This is a genomic window from Cupriavidus lacunae (assembly GCF_003353055.1).
In the GTDB taxonomy this organism is placed as follows: domain Bacteria; phylum Pseudomonadota; class Gammaproteobacteria; order Burkholderiales; family Burkholderiaceae; genus Cupriavidus; species Cupriavidus lacunae.
Genome location: NZ_QKWJ01000080.1, coordinates 1 through 22,327 on the forward strand (window position 1 = coordinate 1; position 22,327 = coordinate 22,327).

Annotated in this window: 20 protein-coding genes and 2 pseudogenes; 4 read left to right on the forward strand and 18 right to left on the reverse strand. The window is 60.0% G+C overall.

Translation table 11 applies throughout. The annotated features are described in order from the left end of the window. Window positions 1-118, forward strand: a pseudogene (locus DN412_RS44190) (IS630 family transposase); the annotation flags it as partial. A 61-nt stretch (window positions 119-179) separates the two neighbouring features. Here DN412_RS44190 and DN412_RS34640 read toward each other — a convergent pair. From DN412_RS34640 to DN412_RS34680, 9 genes are all read right to left on the reverse strand, one after another. Beyond that, entirely contained in the window at window positions 180-1,634 is a 1,455-nt protein-coding gene (locus tag DN412_RS34640; protein WP_115215695.1) for an NAD-dependent succinate-semialdehyde dehydrogenase, read from the reverse strand. Between the two features lie 145 nt (window positions 1,635-1,779). Beyond that, window positions 1,780-2,508, reverse strand: a complete 729-nt coding sequence (locus DN412_RS34645; protein WP_115215696.1) for a haloacid dehalogenase type II — start codon at window positions 2,506-2,508, stop codon at window positions 1,780-1,782. Between the two features lie 11 nt (window positions 2,509-2,519). Beyond that, complete coding sequence (locus tag DN412_RS34650; RefSeq protein ID WP_115215716.1) at window positions 2,520-3,881, reverse strand: aminotransferase class III-fold pyridoxal phosphate-dependent enzyme; 1,362 nt, start codon at window positions 3,879-3,881, stop codon at window positions 2,520-2,522. A 27-nt stretch (window positions 3,882-3,908) separates the two neighbouring features. Next, window positions 3,909-5,339 (reverse strand): FAD-binding oxidoreductase, encoded by a 1,431-nt coding sequence (locus DN412_RS34655; protein WP_115215697.1) that lies wholly within the window; start codon window positions 5,337-5,339, stop codon window positions 3,909-3,911. Window positions 5,340-6,704: 1,365 nt separating this feature from the next. Continuing rightward, the gene (locus DN412_RS34660) at window positions 6,705-7,076 is read right to left on the reverse strand and encodes a PHA-granule associated protein 4 (protein ID WP_115215698.1); all 372 of its coding nucleotides are present in this window, start codon (window positions 7,074-7,076) and stop codon (window positions 6,705-6,707) included. Between the two features lie 20 nt (window positions 7,077-7,096). Then, window positions 7,097-8,050, reverse strand: coding sequence for a Bug family tripartite tricarboxylate transporter substrate binding protein (locus DN412_RS34665; protein WP_244222922.1), 954 nt, complete (start codon window positions 8,048-8,050; stop codon window positions 7,097-7,099). Window positions 8,051-8,184: 134 nt separating this feature from the next. Then, window positions 8,185-9,285: a porin gene (locus tag DN412_RS34670; protein WP_115215699.1), complete on the reverse strand. Its 1,101-nt coding sequence runs from the start codon at window positions 9,283-9,285 to the stop codon at window positions 8,185-8,187. A 180-nt stretch (window positions 9,286-9,465) separates the two neighbouring features. Continuing rightward, window positions 9,466-10,911, reverse strand: coding sequence for an MFS transporter (locus DN412_RS34675; protein WP_115215700.1), 1,446 nt, complete (start codon window positions 10,909-10,911; stop codon window positions 9,466-9,468). A 254-nt stretch (window positions 10,912-11,165) separates the two neighbouring features. Beyond that, the gene (locus DN412_RS34680) at window positions 11,166-12,089 is read right to left on the reverse strand and encodes a dihydrodipicolinate synthase family protein (protein WP_115215701.1); all 924 of its coding nucleotides are present in this window, start codon (window positions 12,087-12,089) and stop codon (window positions 11,166-11,168) included. Window positions 12,090-12,278: 189 nt separating this feature from the next. On the opposite strand from DN412_RS34680, the gene DN412_RS34685 reads away from it, so the two are divergent. Continuing rightward, window positions 12,279-13,208 (forward strand): LysR family transcriptional regulator, encoded by a 930-nt coding sequence (locus DN412_RS34685; protein WP_115215702.1) that lies wholly within the window; start codon window positions 12,279-12,281, stop codon window positions 13,206-13,208. Between the two features lie 479 nt (window positions 13,209-13,687). Here DN412_RS34685 and DN412_RS34690 read toward each other — a convergent pair whose 3' ends face one another. Further along, complete coding sequence (locus DN412_RS34690) at window positions 13,688-14,338, reverse strand: hypothetical protein (RefSeq protein WP_133303120.1); 651 nt, start codon at window positions 14,336-14,338, stop codon at window positions 13,688-13,690. 93 nt (window positions 14,339-14,431) lie between these two features. Between DN412_RS34690 and DN412_RS46060 the strand changes: the two are divergent. After that, window positions 14,432-14,543 (forward strand): annotated as a pseudogene (locus tag DN412_RS46060) (AraC family transcriptional regulator); the annotation flags it as partial. A gap of 247 nt (window positions 14,544-14,790) precedes the next feature. Here DN412_RS46060 and DN412_RS34695 read toward each other — a convergent pair. The 6 genes from DN412_RS34695 to DN412_RS34720 all read right to left on the reverse strand — a co-directional run bounded on the left by DN412_RS34695 (window position 14,791) and on the right by DN412_RS34720 (window position 20,778). Further along, on the reverse strand, window positions 14,791-15,915 hold the full coding sequence (locus tag DN412_RS34695; protein WP_167471166.1) for a CaiB/BaiF CoA transferase family protein: 1,125 nt from the start codon (window positions 15,913-15,915) through the stop codon (window positions 14,791-14,793). A gap of 64 nt (window positions 15,916-15,979) precedes the next feature. Next, window positions 15,980-17,170 carry a lipid-transfer protein gene (locus tag DN412_RS34700; RefSeq protein ID WP_115215704.1) on the reverse strand — a complete coding sequence of 397 codons (1,191 nt, stop codon included), beginning with the start codon at window positions 17,168-17,170 and terminating at the stop codon, window positions 15,980-15,982. Between the two features lie 131 nt (window positions 17,171-17,301). Next, entirely contained in the window at window positions 17,302-18,099 is a 798-nt protein-coding gene (locus tag DN412_RS34705) for an enoyl-CoA hydratase/isomerase family protein (RefSeq protein WP_115215705.1), read from the reverse strand. Window positions 18,100-18,165: 66 nt separating this feature from the next. Continuing rightward, window positions 18,166-18,711, reverse strand: a complete 546-nt coding sequence (locus DN412_RS34710) for a DUF2889 domain-containing protein (protein WP_115215706.1) — start codon at window positions 18,709-18,711, stop codon at window positions 18,166-18,168. A 20-nt stretch (window positions 18,712-18,731) separates the two neighbouring features. After that, complete coding sequence (locus tag DN412_RS34715; RefSeq protein ID WP_115215707.1) at window positions 18,732-19,607, reverse strand: enoyl-CoA hydratase-related protein; 876 nt, start codon at window positions 19,605-19,607, stop codon at window positions 18,732-18,734. Between the two features lie 10 nt (window positions 19,608-19,617). Continuing rightward, window positions 19,618-20,778, reverse strand: a complete 1,161-nt coding sequence (locus tag DN412_RS34720) for an acyl-CoA dehydrogenase family protein (protein ID WP_115215708.1) — start codon at window positions 20,776-20,778, stop codon at window positions 19,618-19,620. 175 nt (window positions 20,779-20,953) lie between these two features. On the opposite strand from DN412_RS34720, the gene DN412_RS34725 reads away from it, so the two are divergent. Continuing rightward, window positions 20,954-21,550, forward strand: coding sequence for a TetR/AcrR family transcriptional regulator (locus tag DN412_RS34725; RefSeq protein WP_133303121.1), 597 nt, complete (start codon window positions 20,954-20,956; stop codon window positions 21,548-21,550). 168 nt (window positions 21,551-21,718) lie between these two features. On the opposite strand, the gene DN412_RS34730 is transcribed toward DN412_RS34725, so the two are convergent. Then, window positions 21,719-22,039 (reverse strand): 2Fe-2S iron-sulfur cluster-binding protein, encoded by a 321-nt coding sequence (locus tag DN412_RS34730; protein WP_115215710.1) that lies wholly within the window; start codon window positions 22,037-22,039, stop codon window positions 21,719-21,721. Between the two features lie 112 nt (window positions 22,040-22,151). Then, window positions 22,152-22,307, reverse strand: coding sequence for a hypothetical protein (locus DN412_RS45005; protein WP_244222923.1), 156 nt, complete (start codon window positions 22,305-22,307; stop codon window positions 22,152-22,154). Window positions 22,308-22,327: the final 20 nt, after the last annotated feature.

Consider the following 22,327-nt stretch of genomic DNA (forward strand, 5'->3'; position numbering starts at 1 on the left):
AAAGGGCGAGAGGCTACGCGAGCGGATCGAGGAGCAACTCGCCGACGTCCAGAATAAGCCGCGTCTTGTCCGTTCATTCTTCGACGCTCCATCTGTCGCCTATATTTCCGACTGCTGAGTAACATCGCATACAGAAAAAAGCCGGCCATCGGGCCGGCATATTCTTTGGCGGGGCTCCGTTACGCCAGATCGAGGTGTAGAGTCTGCACCTCAAGGAACTCCTCAATGCCGTGGTGCGAGCCCTCGCGGCCGAGCCCGGATTCCTTGACACCCCCGAACGGCGCAACCGCGGACGAGATAACACCGGTGTTCAGGCCCACCATGCCGTATTCCAATGCTTCAGCCACCCGGAACACGCGGTTCACATCGCGCGAGAACAGATAAGCGGCGAGGCCGTAAGGGGTATCGTTGGCGCGCCGAATGACTTCGTCTTCGGTCTCGAAGCGGAACAAGGCGGCCACGGGTCCGAATGTTTCCTCGCTGGCCACCAGCATCCCGTCGCGGGCATCGGTCAGGACAGTCGGCATAAAGAACTGAGAGCCTCGCTCGGAGAACTCGCCGCCCACAGCAACTCTAGCACCTTGCCTCAGCGCGTCCTCCACGTGGGTGACGACCTTTTTCACCGCCGATTCGTTAATCAAGGGGCCAATAGTTACTTCCTCTTCTGTACCAGCGCCAACACGCAGCTTCCGGACTTCTTGAGCCAGGCGCTCGGTAAAGCGTTCGTAAATGCCGGACTGAACGTAAATGCGGTTCGCGCAGACGCAGGTTTGCCCGCTGTTCCGGAATTTGCTAGCCATCACGCCGGATACCGCCTGCTCCAGGTCGGCGTCGTCGAACACGACGACGGGAGCATTCCCGCCGAGTTCCATACTGACCCGCTTTACCGTGTCGGCGCATTGGCGCAGCAAGAGCTTGCCCACCGGGGTGGATCCGGTGAAAGTCAGCTTGCGGACAATGGGATTCGATGTGAGTTCGCCGCCGATCGCTTTGGGAAGGCCAGTTACGATATTGAGAACCCCGGCGGGGATTCCCGCCCGCTCTGCGAGTTCGGCAAGCGCGAGTGCTGAATAAGGAGTGAGTTCCGAAGGTTTAACCACGACTGTGCAGCCTGCTGCGAGGGCGGGAGCCAGCTTCCGGGTAATCATCGCGTTGGGGAAATTCCAGGGCGTAATCGCCGCGCATACGCCGACAGGCGCCTTGCGGACAATGATCCGGCGGTTCGCCTGCGTGGCCGGGATGGTCTCGCCGTAGGCGCGGATGCCTTCCTCGGCGAACCACTGCACGAACGAGGCGCCGTAGAGGACTTCCCCGCGCGCTTCGGCCAATGGCTTGCCTTGCTCCAGGGTCATCAGCATCGCCAGGTCATCGGCGTGAGCCAGCATGAGGTCATGCCACTTGCGCAGCAGCGCGGCGCGCTGGTGCGTCGTCATCGCGCTCCATTCCGGCAAGGCGCGGTTCGCCGCCTCGATCGCCGCCCGGGTGTCGTCCGCATTGCAGTCGGGAATGCTACCCAGCGTGGCACCGGTTGCCGGGTTGACCACATCCAGCGTCTTGCCGGAGCGGGCAGCTTGCCAGTGGCCGTCGATATAGGCATGCTGGCGCAGCAGGTTTGTATCCTTCAGGAGATTCATGTCTAGTTTCCTGCGAAACGGCCGGGTGACAAACATGCGCGCCGCGTGAGCGCGTGGGCGCTTTGCATGCAGCGCCGGCGGGAGTATCAATGGGAGATGGGTGCCAAGACCCCGCCGCCTATGCGGCGGGATTCAGTGGGGTGGCTCAGGTCTTCAATTCTTCTTGGTGCGCCCGGGCCAGCGCAATCATGCTCTCGAAGCGGAAGTCATACTTGGGCGTTCCCGGGGGAGGCATGGTGGCGCCCCAACCCTTGTCCGCGTGCCGGCGGTCGATCCATGCCGAGGCGAGACCGAAGCCGTTTGCCGGGGCGTGATCATGGAACAGGCTCTGGGCGGTGTGCAGAATATCGTCCTTCTCCAGGCCGAAGTCTTGCTTCAGGCGTCCCAGCATATATTCGAAGTTGCGGGGGCTCGGCTTGTAGGCTCCGACGTCCTGCGCGGTGTAAATCGCGTCGAATTCCACGCCGAGACGGGCATTGCTGCCGCGGAACGAAAGGCGATCAATGTTCGACAGGATGACCAGCTTGTAGTGTTGCTTGAGATAGCGCAGCGCTTCGACCGTATCGGGGAAAGCGGGCCAGTCGGGCACGGAGGCACCGAACGTGTTGGCTTCCTCATCGGTTACGCCGACGTTCCACTCATTGGCGAGCCGGCGGTAGACGACGCTCAGCAGCACAGAATAGGCGAGGCTCGGCGTCAGGACTTCTTGGTCAGCCTCATGCCTAGCATAGATTTCGAGAATCTCGTCACGCCTTTTCCCGGCGTATCCGGCCTTTTCGATCAGTGGCTGCAGGGCGTTGTAGATGCCGGTTTCCCAATCGATGAGGGTGCCGTAGCAGTCGAAGGTCAATACTTTGAAGTCTGTCAGTTTCATCATCGCTCCTTTTAAAATGTCTCTGCGACTGCTTTGTCGAGGGAAAATCGCAGAATTTGAATTAACGAATCCACATCGGCTCTGGTGTAGTTCAGAGCCGGCGCGAAGCCGAGAATGTCGTCGGAGAAGGCGCGGAACACGAGCCCCTCTTCCAGCGCGTGCTCCAGGACACGCTCACCAAGTCGTTTGCTCTTTCGTGGCTTTCGCTTGCTTTCTTTGTCATCGACGAGTTCAACGGCGGCAAGGAGGCCTCGACCACGAACTTCCCCGACATACGGAAGCTCCTCGAGCGTTCCGAGTTGCTCAAGGAAGTACTGTCCGACCGATGCTCCGTTCTCGAGGAGTCCTCCATCGAGATACAGATCAAGCGCCGCATTTGCGACCGCCGCGCTTACCGGGTGGCCAGCATAAGTCTGGCCATGGCCAAATACAGCGCCGTCGTCGCCGGCGTCTGCAATCGCTTGGTAGATCTTTTCACTGATCAGGGTCGCGCTCATCGGTATGTAGCCCGAGGTGAGGCCTTTGGCCACGGTCATCACGTCCGGACTGACGCCTTCGCTTTCGCAGGCAAACAATGGTCCGGTACGGCCAAAGCCGGTAATGACTTCGTCGACGATCAGAAGGATTCCGAAACGGTCACAAGCCTCACGCATGGCACGCAGGAAACCGGCCGGTGGCACGATAACGCCGCCGGAGCCCTGGATTGGCTCGCAAATGAAGGCGGCTACGCGGTGGGCACCGATTTCTCCCACCTTCGCTTCAAGCGCATGGACAGTGCTTTCCAGCACCGCATTTTGGTCCGGGCCATCAGGGTGCCGGTACGGATACGGCGAGGGAATGTGATGCTGCTGCGGGCCCGGCACGTCAAAGTGGCGATGAAACGCCGGAAGGGCGGTGAGCCCGCTGCCGGTGCTCGACGAACCGTGGTACCCGCGTTGTAAGCCAATGAAGTGCTTTTTTTCAGGTTGGCCCGTAGCGTTGAAGTAATAGCGCACGACACGAACGGCGGTATCGATCGCATCCGAGCCGCCCTGGCCGAAAAGCACGCGGGTCAAGCCCTCGGGAGCGAGCTCTGCGAGACGCGATGCCAGTCGCACCGCCGGTTCGTTTGCGAAGTGGAAGTAGCCCGTCCCATAGGACAACTTCTGCAGTTGTCGTGTGGCAGCGTCGATGAGGGATTGCTGGCCGTAGCCAGCATTCACACACCATAGCCCCGAAAACGAATCCTGGACGCGGCGGCCATCCGTGTCGATAAGATGGATGCCCTCAGCGCTCGCCCAGATGCGTGCGCCTTTTGATTCATGCTGGCGTAGGGAAACCACGGGATGAACCCAGTGCAGTTTGTCCTGTTCGACCAAGGAGGGTGTATCGATCATGCGAAGCTCCGTGGGTGCCTGATTTCAGGCGGCGGAAGGAAGCTCAGGAAGAACCTTGCCGGGATTGAGCAGATTGAGCGGGTCCAGCGCCTGCTTGACGCGCCAGCCAATTTCAAGCTCGACCTGACTGCGCACGTTCAGCAGTTCGTCGCGCTTGGCCGTACCGACGCCGTGCTCGGCCGAAATCGAGCCCTGGAGATCCATTGCCGCCTGGTCGACGATCCGGGTAATGCTGTCGCCATGCCGGTTCAGGTACGACTCGGGCGTCATGTTGCCCGGACGGAGCGGGTTGAAATGGACGTTGCCATCTCCCACGTGCCCGTAGACGACCATACGCGTCTCTGGGGCTGCCGCCAGAACCTTCGCGGAAGTCTCACGAATGAAGGCAGGAATGCTTGAGAGCGGCACAGAAACGTCGCACCGCACGCTGCCGCGCGTTCTTGTCTGGGCATCCGAGATTTCTTCGCGAATGAGCCAGAAATCTGCTACCTGCTTTTCATTCGCTGCAATGGCGGCATCCGAGATCAGACCTCTTTCGGCAGCTTCGCTGAGCGTTGTCACGAAGATCGCATCGGCATCTTCCTGGGTGGCGGTCGATGACATCTCGACAAGGACATGCCATGGATGTAAGGTCATCAGGGGAGAGTGCTGACGGCCGAGATGCGATAGCACCAAGGTCATGGCATCCTCGGAAATCAGTTCGAACGCTGTCACATCGGTTCCCAGCCGCTGCCGTAGCAAGCCGAACGTCTGAAGGGCGGCGTCAGCGGTTTCCACCCCAAGCAGCGCCACGCAGACCGCGCGGGGGCGGGGGAAAAGCTTAAGGACAGCCGCAGTAATGATGCCGAGGGTGCCTTCGGAGCCGATGAACAAATGCTTTAGGTCATATCCCGCGTTGTCCTTGCGCAGGGCTCTGAGACCGTTCCATACCTTGCCATTGGGCAGAACCACTTCTAGGCCCAAAACCAGATCGCGCATGTTTCCATATCGCAGTACCGCGGTGCCACCTGCATTCGTCGAGAGATTTCCGCCGATCTGGCAACTGCCTTCGGAGCCTATCCGGAGCGGGAACAGCGTTCCGGCCTCTTCAGCGGTCGTTCGCGCGGCGATAAGGGTGACGCCGGCTTCCACGACCATGGTGGCATTGAGCTCGTCGATATGCCGGATATGGTTTAGGCGGGTCAGAGCCAACACGACTGCCTTGCCACTTGTATCCGGTACGCTGCCGCCCAGCAGCGATGTGTTGCCCCCCTGCGGAACAACGGGAATCCCGTTCTCGTAGCAGTACGTCATGACAGCACTGACCTCCTCAGTGCAGCCTGGGCGTACGACAGCCAGCGCTTGTCCGCGGAAGACGCCGCGATAGTCCGTCACATAGGCCAGTGTGTCGTCCCCAAGCAGCACGTTTGCTGCGCCGACAATTGCAACGAGATGAGATACATGTTGGTCTGACATACGCGCTCCGACGCTGAAGAGTTTCCTTTAGCCGGGGAACGGAGGCTTTCGCTCGTTGTCCAGGCACAGTCGAAGCATATGAGCCAATGGCGCGCTGGAATATCTACGTTACATAGGAATTTGCAGTGCCCTTTTCCAATGCGATGATCACTAAGCGGCTCTGATGCCTGCCCATGAATTGGAGCTACCGTTCACCAAGAATGGGGGAGGTGCGTAAAGCACTTTTATATGGAACGTGGCGGGTGCACGTGTGGATTTCCTACGCAACCTACATATCCGATCCTCATGGCGGGTTCTACCATGGACATTCGATTGTTGGTTCAGTAGGTTGGGTCATGGTTTCGACGTCTCGATCCCGGAAGGAAGCACTCCTCGATTTGCTGCAGGAGGTGAACTGCTGCTCCCACGGCCTCGAACTGGAGGCCAGGACCGCAATCCGTGTCAATCGTGGCAACTCCGGCTACCGGGATGTCCTGTATGGCTTGCTCAACGAACGGCTTCGGTCCAAAGCAGCGCGTGAGCGCGTGGTTGGATACGCTTGTGCGTCGGTGCTTGGCGTCAGTATGGATCCGCCCTTTGACATGCTTCGACATGTCGAAGGCGAAGATGGCTTTGCACTCCGGGTGCTGTTCTGGACGGCTCAACGGAGGATGGGTGCCTCGGCTCCCCGTGCGCGCGCTTGGGAACGCGCGTAGCGTCCCATCCAGGTTTTTTCAGCAGGTACGAAGCGGGCACTGAACTACTTCCGCTCTCAAGAGCGACTTCAGGAATGACGATGACGTCTTTACCCACACCCCAGTATTCAGGCCACGTTGAAGTAGCGCCGCAGGCGCCGGGAGAAGAAAAGGCATGCACGGACGCGGCCTACGCATCGCTGAGCAGCAGGCTTCCGAAGAGACCGACAATGGCCCTCATGGAAAATTCCGGGAATCGGCCGGACGTCGCAACCGTGGCGATTCTGGGTTACAACTGACGGCGGAGCTCTTGGTGGAAGCCGGCCCGGGAGCGTTACGACGATAGCCTTGGAATGCAGGTTAGTCGCACAATCAGTACTGTTGAGGTAGTCGCGCTACGAGCGTGCGATTTGTGAACGTTCCTTCTTTCATCTATCGCCGTGAACCGTGCAGACGCCCTCGCTGATCGCGAGGTATTGCCGGGAGGGGAGTGCAGTGCTTCCATGACAATCTCTTTTCTTACGAAGGGAGACCAAGTCTGCATGTCCTCACATGGTCGCTGCCCGACCCGTGACTCGGTCATCCGCTAACGAGGGGCTCAATGTCCAATGACAGTGGCGTTGCAGTCAAATGATCCTGCCCGAAGTGGGATTCCTCCGGCGGCCCCAGTCCAGCGTGTGAATCCATCCGCTCACGCCCAAGTCAGTGTTGCCTCCTTAAAGAGGTGGCCGGACATGAGGTAGTCGCCATGTTCGATGGCAGGCTCTTCCAGTTTGCGCAGCGTATCCTCAGACAGCGCGGCCATGTCGAACCTGCAGTAGAGGTAGCGCTGCCTGAATGGGGGTTTCTCCATGCCCAGGCCACGCACCAGTGCTTCCGGGGATGCAACCGAGACATGCTCGACGGCGCGATACTGGACGTCGACACTGTGTTGCCGGCCGAGGTGCTCCAGGTCAATCGCGTCCTGCCAAGCGGTCTCGTAGTCAAACTCAACCATTCCCGCAGCGCGACCACAAATGTGTTTCACCGCGCTGGCCCGGTCGCGTGCGGTATAAGCGCTCATCGTAGCTGTCCGAGTGCCGCTCAGTCGAGCTTGATATTTGCTTCCCTGATCAGGGTGCTGAATCTGGCCTTCTCCTGCCTGATGTATGTGGTGAAGTCCGCCGGCTGGGACGCCGTGGCGCTGAATCCATACTCGCCCAATACCTTGACCGTTTTTTCCGAAGCCAATGCCTTTGCGACTTCATTCCGAATGCGTTGAGTCAATTCAGCGGGCATTCTCGCCGGTCCCCACAAGCCGTACCAGGAAACCATCTCGAAGCCGGTCAGTCCCGACTCCGCAACTGTCGGAACGTCCGGCAACACGGCAATGCGCTTCGCACTGGTGACGGCGAGCGGCTTCAGCTTTCCGCTCTTTACATGGGGCAACGTCGATGGCAGGGCATCCACCATGGCATTGATGTGCCCCCCCATCACTTCCGTCAACGCCGGAGCGGTACCCTTGTAAGGAATGATCTCAAACTGGAGCTTGCTTTCGTGCTTGATCGCTTCTTCGGCAAGGTGGCTTGCCGAGCCCACTGCCGAGGTTCCAAAAGTGTACTTTCCGGGCTCCTTCCGGATGGCAGCCATGAACTCTTTCAGATCCCTGGCAGGAACCCCCGGATGCGCTGTCACTAGCATCGGGACGCTACCAAGTTGCGTAATTGCCGTGAAGTCCTTCTCTATGTCATAGGTTTTTGAACTCATCAGCATCGGCGTGGCCACGAAGGTCGATGCCTGCACAAGTAGGGTGTATCCGTCCGGCGCCGAGGTCGCTACCAACTTGCTGCCCAGCGTTCCACTGGCTCCAGGTCGGTTATCGACAATGAATTGCTGGCCGAGGTTTTCGCTCAGGCGTTGCGCAACAACCCGTGTGACAGCGTCCACTGTTCCACCTGCGGGATACGGTACAACGATTCTGACGGGCTTGTTGGGGTAAGTCTGGCCAAAAGCCAGCGTGGCGACAAGACCAAAGCTTGCGGCCAGCAACGCTCTCAAGATACCTCTCATTGTCGTCTCCCGATATTGACTTTGCATGCTTGCCGCTCTGCCTCGATTGGCGAGCGGCCAAGGAATGGATTCTGCCTTTGCTGCCTTCGCCTGAGCCGGCGATAAACAGGTATAGCGCCGACTCAGAAGATATGCTTGATGCCAAGCATCGCACCAAACTGGTTGCCGCCCGGTGCCGGCGCACTGGTTCCGACGGCGCTACCACTACTGACCGACATGGCCAGTTGGCCCCGGTTATCAATGAAGCCAGTCGTGAGATAGGCGGAGGTCCGCTTGGAGAAGGCGTAGGTACCTCGCAGAGCCGCGAGCCATGCTTTGTTGGCACTATGGTTGAATCCAAGGTAGTAGATCTGCCCTGCAAGATTGAATGCGGGCGTGATGTCGTAGGCCAGGCCCGCATAATAGAGCTGGCTATGGGACGTGATGCTGCCCTCATTGTTCCGGAAGGTGCCACCGATACCGACCTTCGCCTTGGACAGGACCATGTAGCCGCCAAAGTGCAGGCGGTCGTCCTTGATGCCGCTGTTCACCAGTCCCCCTGCGGCGCCCGTGCCCCCGCGCAAGGAATCATATGCAGTCGCCAGGCCCCACCAGCTCGCGTCATACCGCAGCATCGCTGACCATTCCCGGCAGGCCTTGCTGTCGGCGGGATTCTCTCCGGCGCAGTTGGTTCCCGCGGGGTTCTGGCCAGCATTGACTGTGTCGCGCCCAAGGCTGTATGTCGCGCCGACAGTCAATCCGCCGAATGTGCCCTTGTAGGCGATGGCGTTGTCGGCGCGGGCATTGGGCCGATAGCTGTCCAACGAGTTGGCGCCGTAGATGTTGGGCCCCAGTACGTCAGAGTCCAGCGTCGACCAGAAGGTCATCGTCCACTGACGGCCGAAGGAGAGTTGTCCCCACTGATTGCTCAGCCCGACAAAGGCCTGACGGCCGAACAAGCGTCCTCCCTGGTTTGACGATCCGGAGTCAGCGGCAAAGCCCGATTCCAGGACGAATACAGATTTCAGGCCTCCCCCAAGGTCTTCCGTCCCGCGCATCCCCCAGCGCGAAGGCACCGTGGCAGTCAGGTTCGGCATCCGCACGACACTGTCCTTGCTGGCACCAATATTGTTCACATACTCGACTCCTGTGTCGACGAGGCCGTAAAGCGTCACCGATTGTGCCGAAGTGAACAGCGGCGCGGCACACAAAAGACCCGCGCACCATTTCCCGCAACTCCTCATGGATGTCTCCTTGTTATGTCGAGTCGTTACAAACCTGTGAAAGGCAGGCGAGCGGTCTCCTCCCAGCGCCGGGCGCTCGATACGCTTCGAGTGCCCGGCTGCAAGGAAAGTTGAGTCCGACGATCGCCGTGAAGCGTTTGACGGCAGCGGTCTGCGCCGCTGCGTTGGCACGTCAGTCAGTCAGGGTGAAATCTCTTCCAGCGGGCGGTTGGTGGTCTCGGTCATTCGGCTGGCCGCGACAAGACCGACCACGCAGGCGCCCGCAAACATCAGGAAGACGGTGGCAATACCTTGCCCCGTTAGCACCATGCCGACAACGGCCGGTGCCGTGGCGGAGGCAGCTCGCAGCCATGAGGTTGCTAGGCCGGTTCCAATCGCACGGATACGTGTGGGATAGATTTCCGGCGTGTACAGATACAGCAGCACCGTCGCCGAACCCATCACGGCATAAGCTGAGGAAGCCAGCAGCATGACCGACCAGGGGCTGGCTGCGCCAAGAGCTCCCAGGACGGCGAGCAGTATGCCGCTGACCACGAAACACCCCATGGCCCAGCGACGACGACCCACGCGGTCTACCGACAGCGCACAGACAAGAACGGCACAGGTGCTGAGCACGTTGGAGAGCGAGGCCATGTGCAGCGACTCCTGCAGTGGCAGGTGATAGACCGTCTTGTAAAGGCTCGGCAACCAGTTGTTGATGCCATTCGCAACGAAATAGGAGCTCGCCCACAGCAGCCATACCACCACTGTACGACCACGATAGAACGGCGAGAACAGCTCCTTCCAGTTGCCCTTTTTCTGCGAGTGGAGGCCTTCGTACAGTTCTGAGATACGCCGGTCCGTCTCTGCGGCGTTGTGCTGCGGATCAAGGTTTCGCCTGGGGGTGCTAGCCTCGATTTCGCCGATCACGCGCTCTGCGTCGTCGAACCGGCCTTTGCCGATCAGCCATCGCGGTGATTCCGGCAGCCGCATGATCAGCAGTGCCACGACCAAGCCGGGTATCCCGCCAACCAGGAACATATACTCCCAGCCAAAGCGCGGAACCAGGAAGGCACCGACCTGGGCCGCGAGCATCAGGCCAACGGGAAAGATCAGTTCATAGAGCAGGAAAAAGCGGCCACGGCCATGGGCTTGCGACAGTTCATTGATATAGGTTGCCGCAACCGGTACCTCGCCGCCGACGCCAATGCCCTGGATGAAGCGGCACAGGAACAGCAGGTGGAAGTTGCCGGCAAAGGCACACGCCACACTCATGACCGACATCAGGCCCACGGTCACGGAGGCACTCGGCACCCGGCCCAGGCGCTCGGCCAGCCAACCGAAGCATAGTGCACCGATGACCTGCCCAAGGTATCCGGCAGCGATCAGGACCCCGATCTCGCCGGGCGACAGGTGCCAGAGCCCAACCAGAACCGGCATGACAAACGCCAGTGAGAGCGCGTCGAATGCGTCGAACAGTGTGGCACTGCCCATGACAATGCGGGCCTTGGTGTGCCATCTGCTAAAGGGAACGTTCTCGATGCGAAAGAGAAGTTGCGCTGCCCGCCGCCGCGGATCAAATGGCGCGCTGCTTGCCGCATCGCTCCTGCCACTGTTGTACATGGGTGCAACCGTAGTGGTGTCCATGCTGTCTCCAAGTTGAATGGCTCATGGTGTGTGAGCACCGGCCATCTTTTTCTTATGTTGTCGGCTTCTACTTCGTCATGGCCATTCTTGCAACCGGAGCTGCAGCCCGCGACAGGGGGGCAGCCCGGAAGCGGGTCAGCGTGAAGCCTTGTATTGCTCCCGTTGTGCCTGCCGGCTGCGGCATAACGGGAGAAACCAATAGCGTGGCTCGACCCGGCTGGCAGGCACAGCCTTGTGGCTGCGCCCGCCACCGTTTAGCCAACGAGCCCGGCAGCGCGCATGGCGTTGGCAATGTCGATCTCGGCGCCGGGCTCCAGCGGCAGCAGCGGGGAGCGCACGGTGGCGTGTTCCAGGATGCCGCGTGCCACCAGGGCGTGCTTGAGCGCCACGGTGCCTTCCATATGCGAGCCACGGTGGTACACGTTCTTGGTCACGGGCAGGAGCTGGTCGTGCAGGGCGCGGGCGCGCGGATAGTCCTTTGCCTTGCCAGCCTTGATCAGTTCGATCAGCAACTCGGGCGCGATATTGCCGTAGCCCACCAGAGCGCCGTCCACGTCGAACATCGTGTGCAACAGGTACTCGTCGTGGCAGGTGAGGATCTGGAGCTCTGGGTTCTCCTTGCGGATGACGGGGATCTCGGTGTCCCAGCGGCGCATATTGCGCACGCCATTTTTCATCGCGAATACGCCCGGCTGCGCGGCGATCTCGAGCTGTGTTTCCAGGTTGTAGGTAGCCTTGGTGGCATCCGGGTACTGGAACAGGATCAGCGGCAGGCCGCTTTCCTCGTAGATGGCGCGATAGCGGTCTTGCGGCGCGCCCTTCTGGTAGCCGAAGCGCAGCCAGCCGTGCGACGGATAGACGAGGCCGGCCGAGGCGCCAGACTTGACAGCGCGCTTGGCTTCGGCCGCAGCAACCTCGGTGCCTTCCAGCGTGATGCCCGCAATAACAGGTAGCTTGCCATCGACCGACTTCACGAAGCTTTCGATCACGGCAATTTGTTCGTCTTGCGATAGGAACGTGCCTTCGCCCGCGTGGCCGAGAACGACCAAGCCCTTGACGCCATCAAACTTGCCAAGCCACGAACCCAGGCGCTGAATCGCGGCATGGTCAACCGCGCCGTCGCGCGTAAAGGGGGTAACGGGAGCCGGAACAAGACCGCGCAGATCGATGTCTTTCATGTCACTTCCTGTATGAGTATGGAGTCGCCGGGTGCCGGATGCTTTGCCCGGAGAGCCCGCCGCTGCTGGTGTCTCCATAACAGTGGCGGGCATGTGAGGCAGTCTAGGAGTCGCCATGGCATGCCGGAAGTGTCATGCTGAATATTTCAGATATACTGATTCCGTATAGCATGGGAGCCAAGGCAAGCGATGAACTACTCCGCATGGAAACTGTTCCTGGCGGCTGCCGACCTGGGCAGTCTGAGCAAGGTGGCTCAGTCCTATGGCACGAGCCAGCCCCAAATCAGCCGTCAACTCAATGAACTTGAGCAGGAATGCGGGGGGCGTCTATTCCAGCGCACGGGTCGCGGGGTGGTGCTTACTGAATTCGGCGAGCGCGTGGCGCCCAAGGTCCGGGCGTGGGTGGCAGGCACGGACCAACTGGTCAACGACATCCACTCGACCTCAGGCAAGCCTATTGGCACGGTTCGCATCGGAATCCTGCCTTCCACGGCGCATCCGCTGGTCAGCACGCTTTATTACCGCCTGAAGGAGCGCTACCCCTTGGTGCAACTCAGTGTGCGCGAGGGACAAGGTGCGCAACTGGAGAACTGGCTGGAAGCTGGGCATGTCGATCTGGCCATCCTGTTCCGCCATAGTCCGGTGCCAAAGCACGGCGACGTGTACTTAGTCGAAACGGCGACCTACCTGGTTAGCGCAGAGGGAGACCGCGTGACCGCCAACCCCACCGTACAGTTCTCCGCGCTGCACAATCTTCCCCTGGTAATGTTCTGCCGGCCCAATAGCTGGCGCGACCGACTGGATCAATTGGCACTGGAGCATGATGTTGCGCTGAATGTCGCGGTGGAGGCCGATTCGCTAAGCCTGCAGACCCATATCGTCGCCGACGGGGGCATGTACGCGTTGCTGGGGCCGTATGCGATCTCGAATGCCGGCCGGGATTGCCGCTTGCAGGCATCGAAGATCACCAATCCACAGATCACCCGCCATATTGCGTTGGCCATGTCGCGTCATGGTGAGCTCACGTTAGCATGCCGTACTGTCATGCAGCTTGTTCGTGAGATAGCGCAATTCGGGGGGGCGGAGTCGACGGGGCGTGGCATCGAGGTCTCAACTTGAGACTGACTGCAATACGTTTTCGACCTGGCACGTTTTCATGCGAGGCTCGGCATGAAGCTCTCCGCAAGTTCCAACGGCTACCAAGCACGAAGTCACGCATATTGAATCACCGAAGACTCCGGAGGGCAGGTCCGGTTAAAGCAGCGGCTCGCGGCTCGATGGTGTTCCGGTGCAGCTACGTTTCCTTCAATGTCTGTTGTTTGGTGCGGTCCCGTCATTCGTTGGCGGAGGATCGGATGATTGAGAATGGCCGGTCACGGCCGGCTGTCCCCTCCAGGTCGCGGCCGTCGCTGCCCGGCCGTTCGCCATTGACTCCCGGGTGACCGCGACGGCGGGTTACGAGGCAAAGCCGTCGTTCCTTCTCCCACGAGGGACGGTTGGCGATCATCGGCCAATCTCGAAGATCTGCCGGTCGGGTTCCTTCATTGAGCGGCATTTCTGCCCACTAGGCCACAATCACCCCGTATAGACCTTGAACCTCAGCCTTGCGTCGAAATGGACCAACTCACGAACAGGCTTGAAGCACTCCTGTGCCGAGTCCACGTTGTGCAGCAAATTCGGCACTCGTGCTCGATCGCTTCGACCAGCACGCCGCTGCCAATGCATCGGAAATGTATTCCGGAGATAGGGTGCAATGCGTCGTGGCCATGGGAACTGAGCGAATCGATGCGCAAGGTTTCGCACTTTGTGCAAAGGACCGTCTCAGGTGACTTCGGGGCTGGAGCGAATGCCGCATTCACATGGGATTTGCAAGACCTCGCATCGAGATCCGACTCAGCCTGGAGCGGCGGCCAGCTTGAGCGCATTCGCCGGACAGCCGTCCAGTACAACACACGCATCGCACTTGAGCCCGTATATAAGGCTGCCAGACGACAACGCTCGCTGTGGTGATGCATCGGGATGCCAAACTGCGACGCCGAAGCGAAGCAGATGACTTTCTCGTGGGAGGCGGCGCTTTGATCTAGGATATCGTTGATCACGGCCGACAGGTTTTCCGCGTAGTCGTCGACGCCATCGCGAGCCCGCAGCATCGACTTGCGATGCATCCGCCGGGTCATCGTCCGCACCTCGCGATGGAGGCGGGCCAGCGTCGGTAGCATGGCATCGGACGGTTCTTTCTGTTTTCGCATGGTCTGGATCCTTGGCCCTGTCATCGCGCAGACGCCGATTGAACCGCGTCCACATGGCCACCCCGCCATTCCGACACACTGCAGCCAAAGCGCGCCGATCTCGATCGTCCAAATCCGAATGCCGACCCGGAACTGGTGAAGTACGCCGAGAGCCTGGCCCGTCCTCAATGTTTCCGGGCCCGAGTCCATCGTGCTCGATGTCCAGAATCGCGGGTGCCCGGCCGTCCTAAGCACGGTCATCCACTCATGAGACTGGTCGACAGCCGTAGTCGACAGAAGGAGTTCGAATGTCCGCGATGGATCTTCGGTCAGCGATTGGATTTGGCCGGTCACCGCCGGCTGTTCACCTCCAGGTCGCGGCCCCTGAACGTTAAGGCGTTGTTCCTCGTCCGCCGACACGCGAGGCTATGCGTCGGGGAAGTTGATTTCCCAGATCGTCCTCCCCCGCGGCCTCAACTCGGCATGCTTGTCGTCCATTCGCTCAGAACTTCCTCGGTATGCTCGCCCCGCCGCGGGATGGGCCCCGGTTTCGCAGCCGGGGTATCCGAGAAACGCGGTGCAGGGGTAGCTTGCAAGACGCCGCCATCGGAGCTATACACCTTGCGGGCACTCATATGGGGATGTGCAGCAGCTTCTTCTGGCGTCAGTACAGGAGCAAAACAGACATCGGTGCCTTCCAGCACCGTGCACCACTCCGCGCGGCTGCGCCGGGCGAACAACTCAGAAAAGCGGTCGCGCAACGCTGACCAGTTGCGCGGTGCGTAGCCGTCGCGGAAGGCGGGATCGTTCTCCAGACCCAGCCGCTGAAGCAGTTCACGGTAGAACTTCGGCTCAAGCGATCCCAGCGAGACAAATTTGCCGTCGGCGCAGCGGTAAGTGTTGTACCAGTGAGGACCGTCGAGCAGGCTTTGCCCGCGGTTGCTGGTCATCTTCTCGCCTGCGCGGAGGGCCAACAATAAAGTTGTCATGTGGGCGCTGCCGTCGACAATGGCGGCATCGACAACCTGGCCTTTACCGGTCTGGCGAGCACTCATGATGCCGGCCAGTAAGCCGACTGCGAGGTACATCGCGCCGCCCCCGATATCACCGACGAGAGTGGGTGGCGAAAGTGGCGGTTCGCCGGGCTGTCCGGCATACCAGAGGGCACCCGACAGGGCAAGGTAGTTAAGGTCGTGACCTGCTGCATGCGCAAGCGGTCCATTTTGTCCCCAGCCGGTCATGCGCCCGTACACCAAGCGGGGATTGCGTTTCAGGCATATTTCTGGACCGAGCCCGAGCCGCTCCATGACGCCGGGTCGCATGCCCTCGATGAGGGCATCACAGTTGGTCACTAGCTGCAGCACACTTTCGACGCCTTCCCGCGTCTTGAGATCCAATGCGACCGAACGTTTGCCACGGTTGGATAAGGCATGTTCACCCAGATCGAGATCGTCAGCACCGACGTTGACACGGTCTACTACGACCACATCCGCGCCTAAGTCGGCTAACAGCATCGCGCAGAAAGGGCCAGGACCGATACCTGTAATTTCCAACACTTTCAGTCCGGCGAGCGGACCTTGCCTAGCAGAAGTCACCATTCATCTCCGATACAAGGGAATGCAGCCAACGGTAGAGCAGCGATGGCTGCAGTTGCACCCTCAGTTAGCTTGCGCTCTGGTAGACCGTCACGACGCAAGCGCCCCCGAGGCCTACGTTGTGTGCCAGCGCGGTCTTGGCATTGGCAACCTGTCGCTCACCCGCCGATCCGCGCAACTGCTGTGTCAGTTCATAGCATTGGGCCAGCCCGGTGGCGCCGAGTGGATGGCCCTTTGACAGCAAGCCGCCCGAGGGATTGACCACCCATTCGCCGCCATATGTGTTGTCGCCATCATTGACGAGCTTCTCGCCTTCGCCTTCCGCGCACAGGCCAAGGGCCTCATATGTGAGCAGCTCATTTTGCGCGAAGCAGTCGTGCAGCTCGATTACGTCGATATCTTCGGGCCCGATGCCCGCCTGCTCATACACGCTGTTGGCCGCTGCGCGGCTCATGTCGAAGCCCACCACGCGGATCATGTCCTTTGCCTCGTACGTACTCGGCGTGTCGGTGGTGAGCGCCTGCGCGCCGATCAGCACATTGGCGCGCAGACCACGCTTGCGGGCGAAGTCTTCCGACACCACGATCGCTGCAGCGCCGCCGCAGGTTGGTGGGCATGCCATCAGGCGGGTCAGCACGCCTTCCCATAGCATGGGGGCCGCCATCACATCCTCGGTGGAGATGACGTTGCGAAACACGGCAAAGGGATTGCGTGCAGCGTGCTGGCTCGCTTTGGCCCGAATCTTGGCGAATGTCTCCAGCTTGGTACCGTACTTCCGCATATGAGCCATCCCCGCGCCGCCGAACTGACGGATGGCATTGGATAGGCCCTCCCGGCGGCCGACCAGTTCCTCCACAACTTCGTTGGCACGCTCCAGTGCCAGAGGACGGTCAGTCCAGACTGATTTCAGCGCACCGGGATTCATGAGCTCGAAACCCACTGCCAATGCGCAGTCCACCGCGCCACTCTGTACCGCCTGGCGGGCCAGGAACAGTGCCGAGGAACCGGTGGCGCAGTTGTTGTTGACATTGAGGACCGGGATACCAGTCATCCCAACACGATACAGCGCCTTCTGACCACAGGCTGAGTCGCCATAAACGTACCCGGCATAGGCTTGTTGCACATCGGCGTAGGAGAGGCCAGCGTCCTCCAGTGCCTGATGTACGGCCTGCGCGCCCATAACGTCATAGCTCTCGCTGGTGCCAGGCTTCTTGAAAGGGATCATGCCGACGCCGGCGACGAATACTTTGCGAGTCATTGATACTTCTCCTTGAGTGTTGTCAGGCTTGCTACGAGCAGTGCTTGCAGGCTGATAGAACCGAGGTTGCAGTCCGCTACGCTCGCCTCGACGCCGGCGAGGAAATCTGACGTGAAGGTGGGAGCTGCGGTTCAGCCTTGGGGCCACTGGAACGGGAATGGCTTTTTGTTCAGGAAGGCGTCGACGGCGCCACGGTGCTCGTCCGTGCCGGCTGCCAGCGCCTGAGTTGATGCTTCGATTTCAAGGAGCGCCGCGAGGTCAGCATTTCCTGCAACGTTCAGTGTGCGTTTGATCAGACTCACCGCCGTTGGAGAGGCATTCACAAAGCTCTCCGCCAAGACCTGAGCACGCTGCAGTAGCACATCAGCATCGTGTATTTCCATGACAATTCCGAGTGCCTGCGCTTCAGGCGCGCTAAGCTCGCGCGTTGACAGCATCAGCTCTTTAGCCCGCTGCATGCCGACAAAGCGCGGCAAGGTATAAAACGCTCCGCAATCGGGCACGAGGCCCACTCGCAGAAAGGACATTGCAAAGCGTGCCCGTGGTGTTGCGAGAATGAAGTCCGCTGCAAGTGCGAGACTGAATCCCGCACCAACGGCCGCGCCGTCGACGGCGGCAATGACCGGCTTATCTAGCGTAAGCAACTCCTGTAGCCATCTGTGAACGTTCTGCATACGGACGCGCCAGCCGGCATTGCCAAGCTGAGAAGCGGCGATATTGCGGACATCTCCACCCGAGCAGAAATGCCCACCGGCGCCGATGAGGATCGCCGCACGGATATCCTGACTTTCGCCGATAAGACCGACTATTTCCGCGATTTCATCCCGCATTTGCAAATCGAGTGCGTTGCGCTTGCCGGGGTTGTCAAAAGTCAGTGTGGCGACGTGATCCCGTTGAGAGAATTGAATGGTTCTATATGCTCGGTTCATCGCAGATGTTGTTGACTGGGAGACTGTCCATGGTGGTATCTGGCATCCGCTAAGTGGCCAGTGTGATCATGGCTTGTGCGCGTCTTGATCGAGGAGATGGCGGAAGTACGTTTGCACCACGGGCCCTTCAATACGCAGTGCATGACAGCCGCCCAGGGGAGACTTGCCTTGCGATGGGCCGCCGAAGCCGCCAGCCCGGCCCCAAATCGCTTGAAACGCGGCCGTACCTAAAACCGGGATCAGCTCCGTCATATGCGTACAACCTGCAATGCCCCGGAATAGGCGGCGCGCCTCCTCGTTGAATCCGGGTTCAATTCGCATGCCGACCAATCGCGTGTAGGCAGGTTCCACCTCGGCGCACAACGTGTAAGGCGAATGCAGGGTGCGCGCTTCGACTTCGTGGATCAACCGGTCATCGTCAATTGTGATGCGGAGCTCCATTTGGTGGACCGGGGAGCCGGCCGGAACCGTTCGCGCCGGCAACGCCAAAGGGGTGGGGCGGGTGTCAATCAAGGTGGCGACCAGGTCGATGAGTCCATCTTCTCGCTGAAGCGACTCGCACTGTATCTGGCGGAGCTGTATGCGTTGCGAATTTGGTTTGGTGGCCTTCATGGCATCTCACTCAGGCGGAATCAGGATTTTTCCATCGCCGTTCGCAGCGAACGCGAACGTTCGTGCTGTGCCGTCGTTGTCGTGTCGCGAGGTCCGAAGCATGGGGGGCGTTTCGCTGCAAAGGCCGTCAGACCCACGGCGAAATCGGAGTTGGCCATCAACGCGACCTGGCGCGTCCGTTCATACTCAAGTTGATCAGGTAAGCTGCGATGGGACCCTCCGCGTACCGTCGCGCGGATTTCTGCTATGCCGCTGGCGGGTAAGGCGGCTAACCTGGCTGCGGTTTCGTTTGCCAAGTTGTCAAGGCAGGTGTCGTCGACACAGGCCCAGATCAGTCCCCATTGCGCTGCGGTTTCGGCACTAAGACGGTCGCCAAGCAGCGAGAGTGCGGTAGTGCGCGCCGTGCCGATCGTGCGCTGCATCACCCAGGAAACCCCCATGTCCGGTAGAAGAGCAAGACTCGGAACAAAGGGAAGGGAGAAGTAAGCGGAGCGCGAAGCAATCACAATGTCACCACTCAGGGCGATGCCTACGCCGCCGCCTGCCGCGACTGCATGTACGACCGTCAGAACCGGAACCGGGAAATTATGAAGTGCCAGAACCAGCGGATTGCCCAGATCCCCCATCAGATGGTTAACCACCTCGGGTGCGCTTCTACCGTTCGCGTCGACGCCCCCGGGCGCGGGGAAGTCTGTAAGGCGAGCGCCTGCACAGAACGAGCGTCCCGTGGCCCGAACAACAAGCACCCGGACCCGCACATCCTTCCTGATGCGCTCCAGCGCCGCCAAGGCTTCCTGCATGAGGCCGGTCGTCAGCGTGTTCATCCGAACCGGATCATTGAGCGTCAGAGTCGCGACGGCGTCGTGGATCTGCACGAGAATGCGGGACGTGGTCATGGTGTCGCCCTCACATGCGCTTGGCAACTTCTTCTAGCATAACTTCAGTGGCGCCACCTCCGATGGTCAGGACACGGGCATCGCGGGCCATGCGCTCAACGGGATTTCCAATGATGTAGCCATTGCCGCCATTGAGCTGAAGACATCCATGGACAACTTCCTGCAAGGTTTCACAGCCCCACGCTTTGATCATCGAGACTTCACGTACCACGTCTTTCCCTTCCTCCACCATTTGTGCCGCCTGGTAGACCATTGCGCGCAGCGCAAATGTTTTGGATGCCATCAGTGCTAGCTTGTTGCGCACGACGGGCTGCTCCCACAGCGACTTCCCGAAGGCCTGACGGTCACGTACATAATCAATGGTGTACTCGATGGCCTTGAGCATCTGACCGGTCGCCATGGCTCCCGCTACGAGGCGTTCGTTCTGGAAGGTGCTCATGATGTAGTAGAAGCCTTTGCCGGCCTCGCCGAGGAGAGCATCCGAACCAACCTGCACGTCATCGAAGAACAGTTCGGCCGTATCGGATGCGCGCCAGCCATGCTTCTCGAACTTGCGTCCGACTCGGAAACCGGGGGTGTCTTTCTCAACAACAAACAGAGAAATGCCGCGGCTCCCCTTGGCTTCCGGATCCGTGCGAGCCGCCACTACGTAGATATCGCCGTAGACGCCGTTGGTAATGAAGGTCTTGGAGCCGTTAATCACCCAGCCAGCCCCGCGCCGCTCAGCCCGCGTTTTGAGGGATGCAACGTCGGAGCCAGCGTTTGGCTCGGTGACGCAAACTGCGCCGACCTTTTCGCCCGTGCACGCTGGGATGAGCCATCGCTGCTTTTGCTCGTGGTTACCTCGATGGGCGATGTGGGCGATCGACATGTCGCTATGGACGGTCAGCGCGCTAGCCACGCCTCCGTAGCCGGAGCGACCCAGTTCCTCGCCAAAAATGACGGAGGCCATGGCACCAAGTCCGCCGCCGCCATACTCGACGGGATGGCGCATCCCAAGGAATCCGAGTGCGCCAAAGTCGCGGAACAGTTGTCTCGGAATCGTCCCACTCACTTCCCACTCATCGGCATAGGGAAGGATCCGCTCATCGACGAGCCGGCGTACCTGATCCCGGATCAGCCGGTGCTCGTCACTCAGGATGGATGGTTCATTCAGTTCAAAGAGGCTCATGGCGTGGACACTTGACGATGTAGTCTCCGAATAATAGTCCAACGCGTCGGACTATTCAAGGGTGGGAAGGGATCGCTGCAATCGCCGTTGCCCGTTCTATTCTGTGTAGAATGCCGAGTCCTACTGCGCACATGAGGGATTCCTCGCGCAGTGTCTTGCTGGAGAAAGAACAGTCGTGCCAAGAGTTCGAGCCAACGATTACGATGCAAAAGCGAGCACCATCATGGATGCCGCGGCGGCATTATTTGCCCGTGACGGCTATCCGGCCGTCAAGATGCAAGACATCGCAAAGGAATGCGGAGCAACCAAATCCATGCTCTACCATTACTATGCGACCAAGGACGAGTTGCTGGCCGCCATGCTCGAGGATCATCTGTCGGAGTTGCTCGAGGTGATGGAGCAGGCGGCGTTACATAAAGGCACGCCCGACGAATGCATGCTGGCATTCGTAACCGCATATACACAGAGGTCGAGTGATTCGCGGCGACGTCATATGGTGGCCATGAACGACGTCAAGTACTTGCCGGCTGACGTCCAGGCGCCGCTGGTGGATATGCAGCGTAAGATGACTGATCTCGCTGCTACGTTTCTTGGCAAGGTACATCCGAACCTTGCCAAGAAACTGTACAAGCCATACGCGATGCTGCTGCTTGGCATGCTCAACTGGATCGACGTGTGGTTTCGAGCAGAGGGTCCCGTCAAACCGAAGGAACTGCGCGATCGCATCACCCACCTGTTCCTGCACGGGTTTTTGTCCGTGGACACCAAGTAGCACGGGCGATGCTCCCATGTAGTTGAAGTGGCGCGCCAAACGGCGTTCGGAACCCGGGAAGGCCTCCCGTCTGCGAGCCCACGCGCCCACGGGAACGCATGCAGCGGTTGTCTTGCCACCTGCCAGAACTTGCGCGCGAGGCAGCGCGCAAGTCAGAGTCTCGGGCCCTTAGCCCTGTTCGACGGGCAGCCTTACAACGATACCTTCCATGGCAGAGGTCAGGCGTACCTGGCAGCACAGCCTACTGCTCTCGCGCCGTTCCTGTGCGCCATCGAGCATAAACACTTCAGTTTCCGTCATGGTGGGCAGGGCGTTCGCCCAGCGCTCGTCGATGTATGCGTGACAGGTAGCGCAACTGCAAGACCCACCGCAGTCACCCAAGATTCCTGGCACGCAATTGTCGACGGCCACCTGCATGAGGCTGCGCTGCAGATCGCCTTGCACGGTATGCTCGGTACCATCATGTTCAACGAATGTCACAGTAGGCATTTCTGAGTCTCCATTGCCAGATCAAAAATTCGACGTCGCTCGACGTTGACATAGACCGACGCGTCGGACTATTATGAACTCAATCCGGGGGAACAACAACCGCCTTCAAACTTCAGAGCGCCCGTAGCGTTGGGCGCGGAGGTACCTTCATGACCTGCTCCATATCGCCCACATCGCCCACATCGCCCACATCGCCCACATCGCCCACATCGCCCACATCGCCCACATCGCCCACATCGCCCACGACAGCGTACTCTGGCCCGACCATCGGGAACCTTGTGCGTGAGA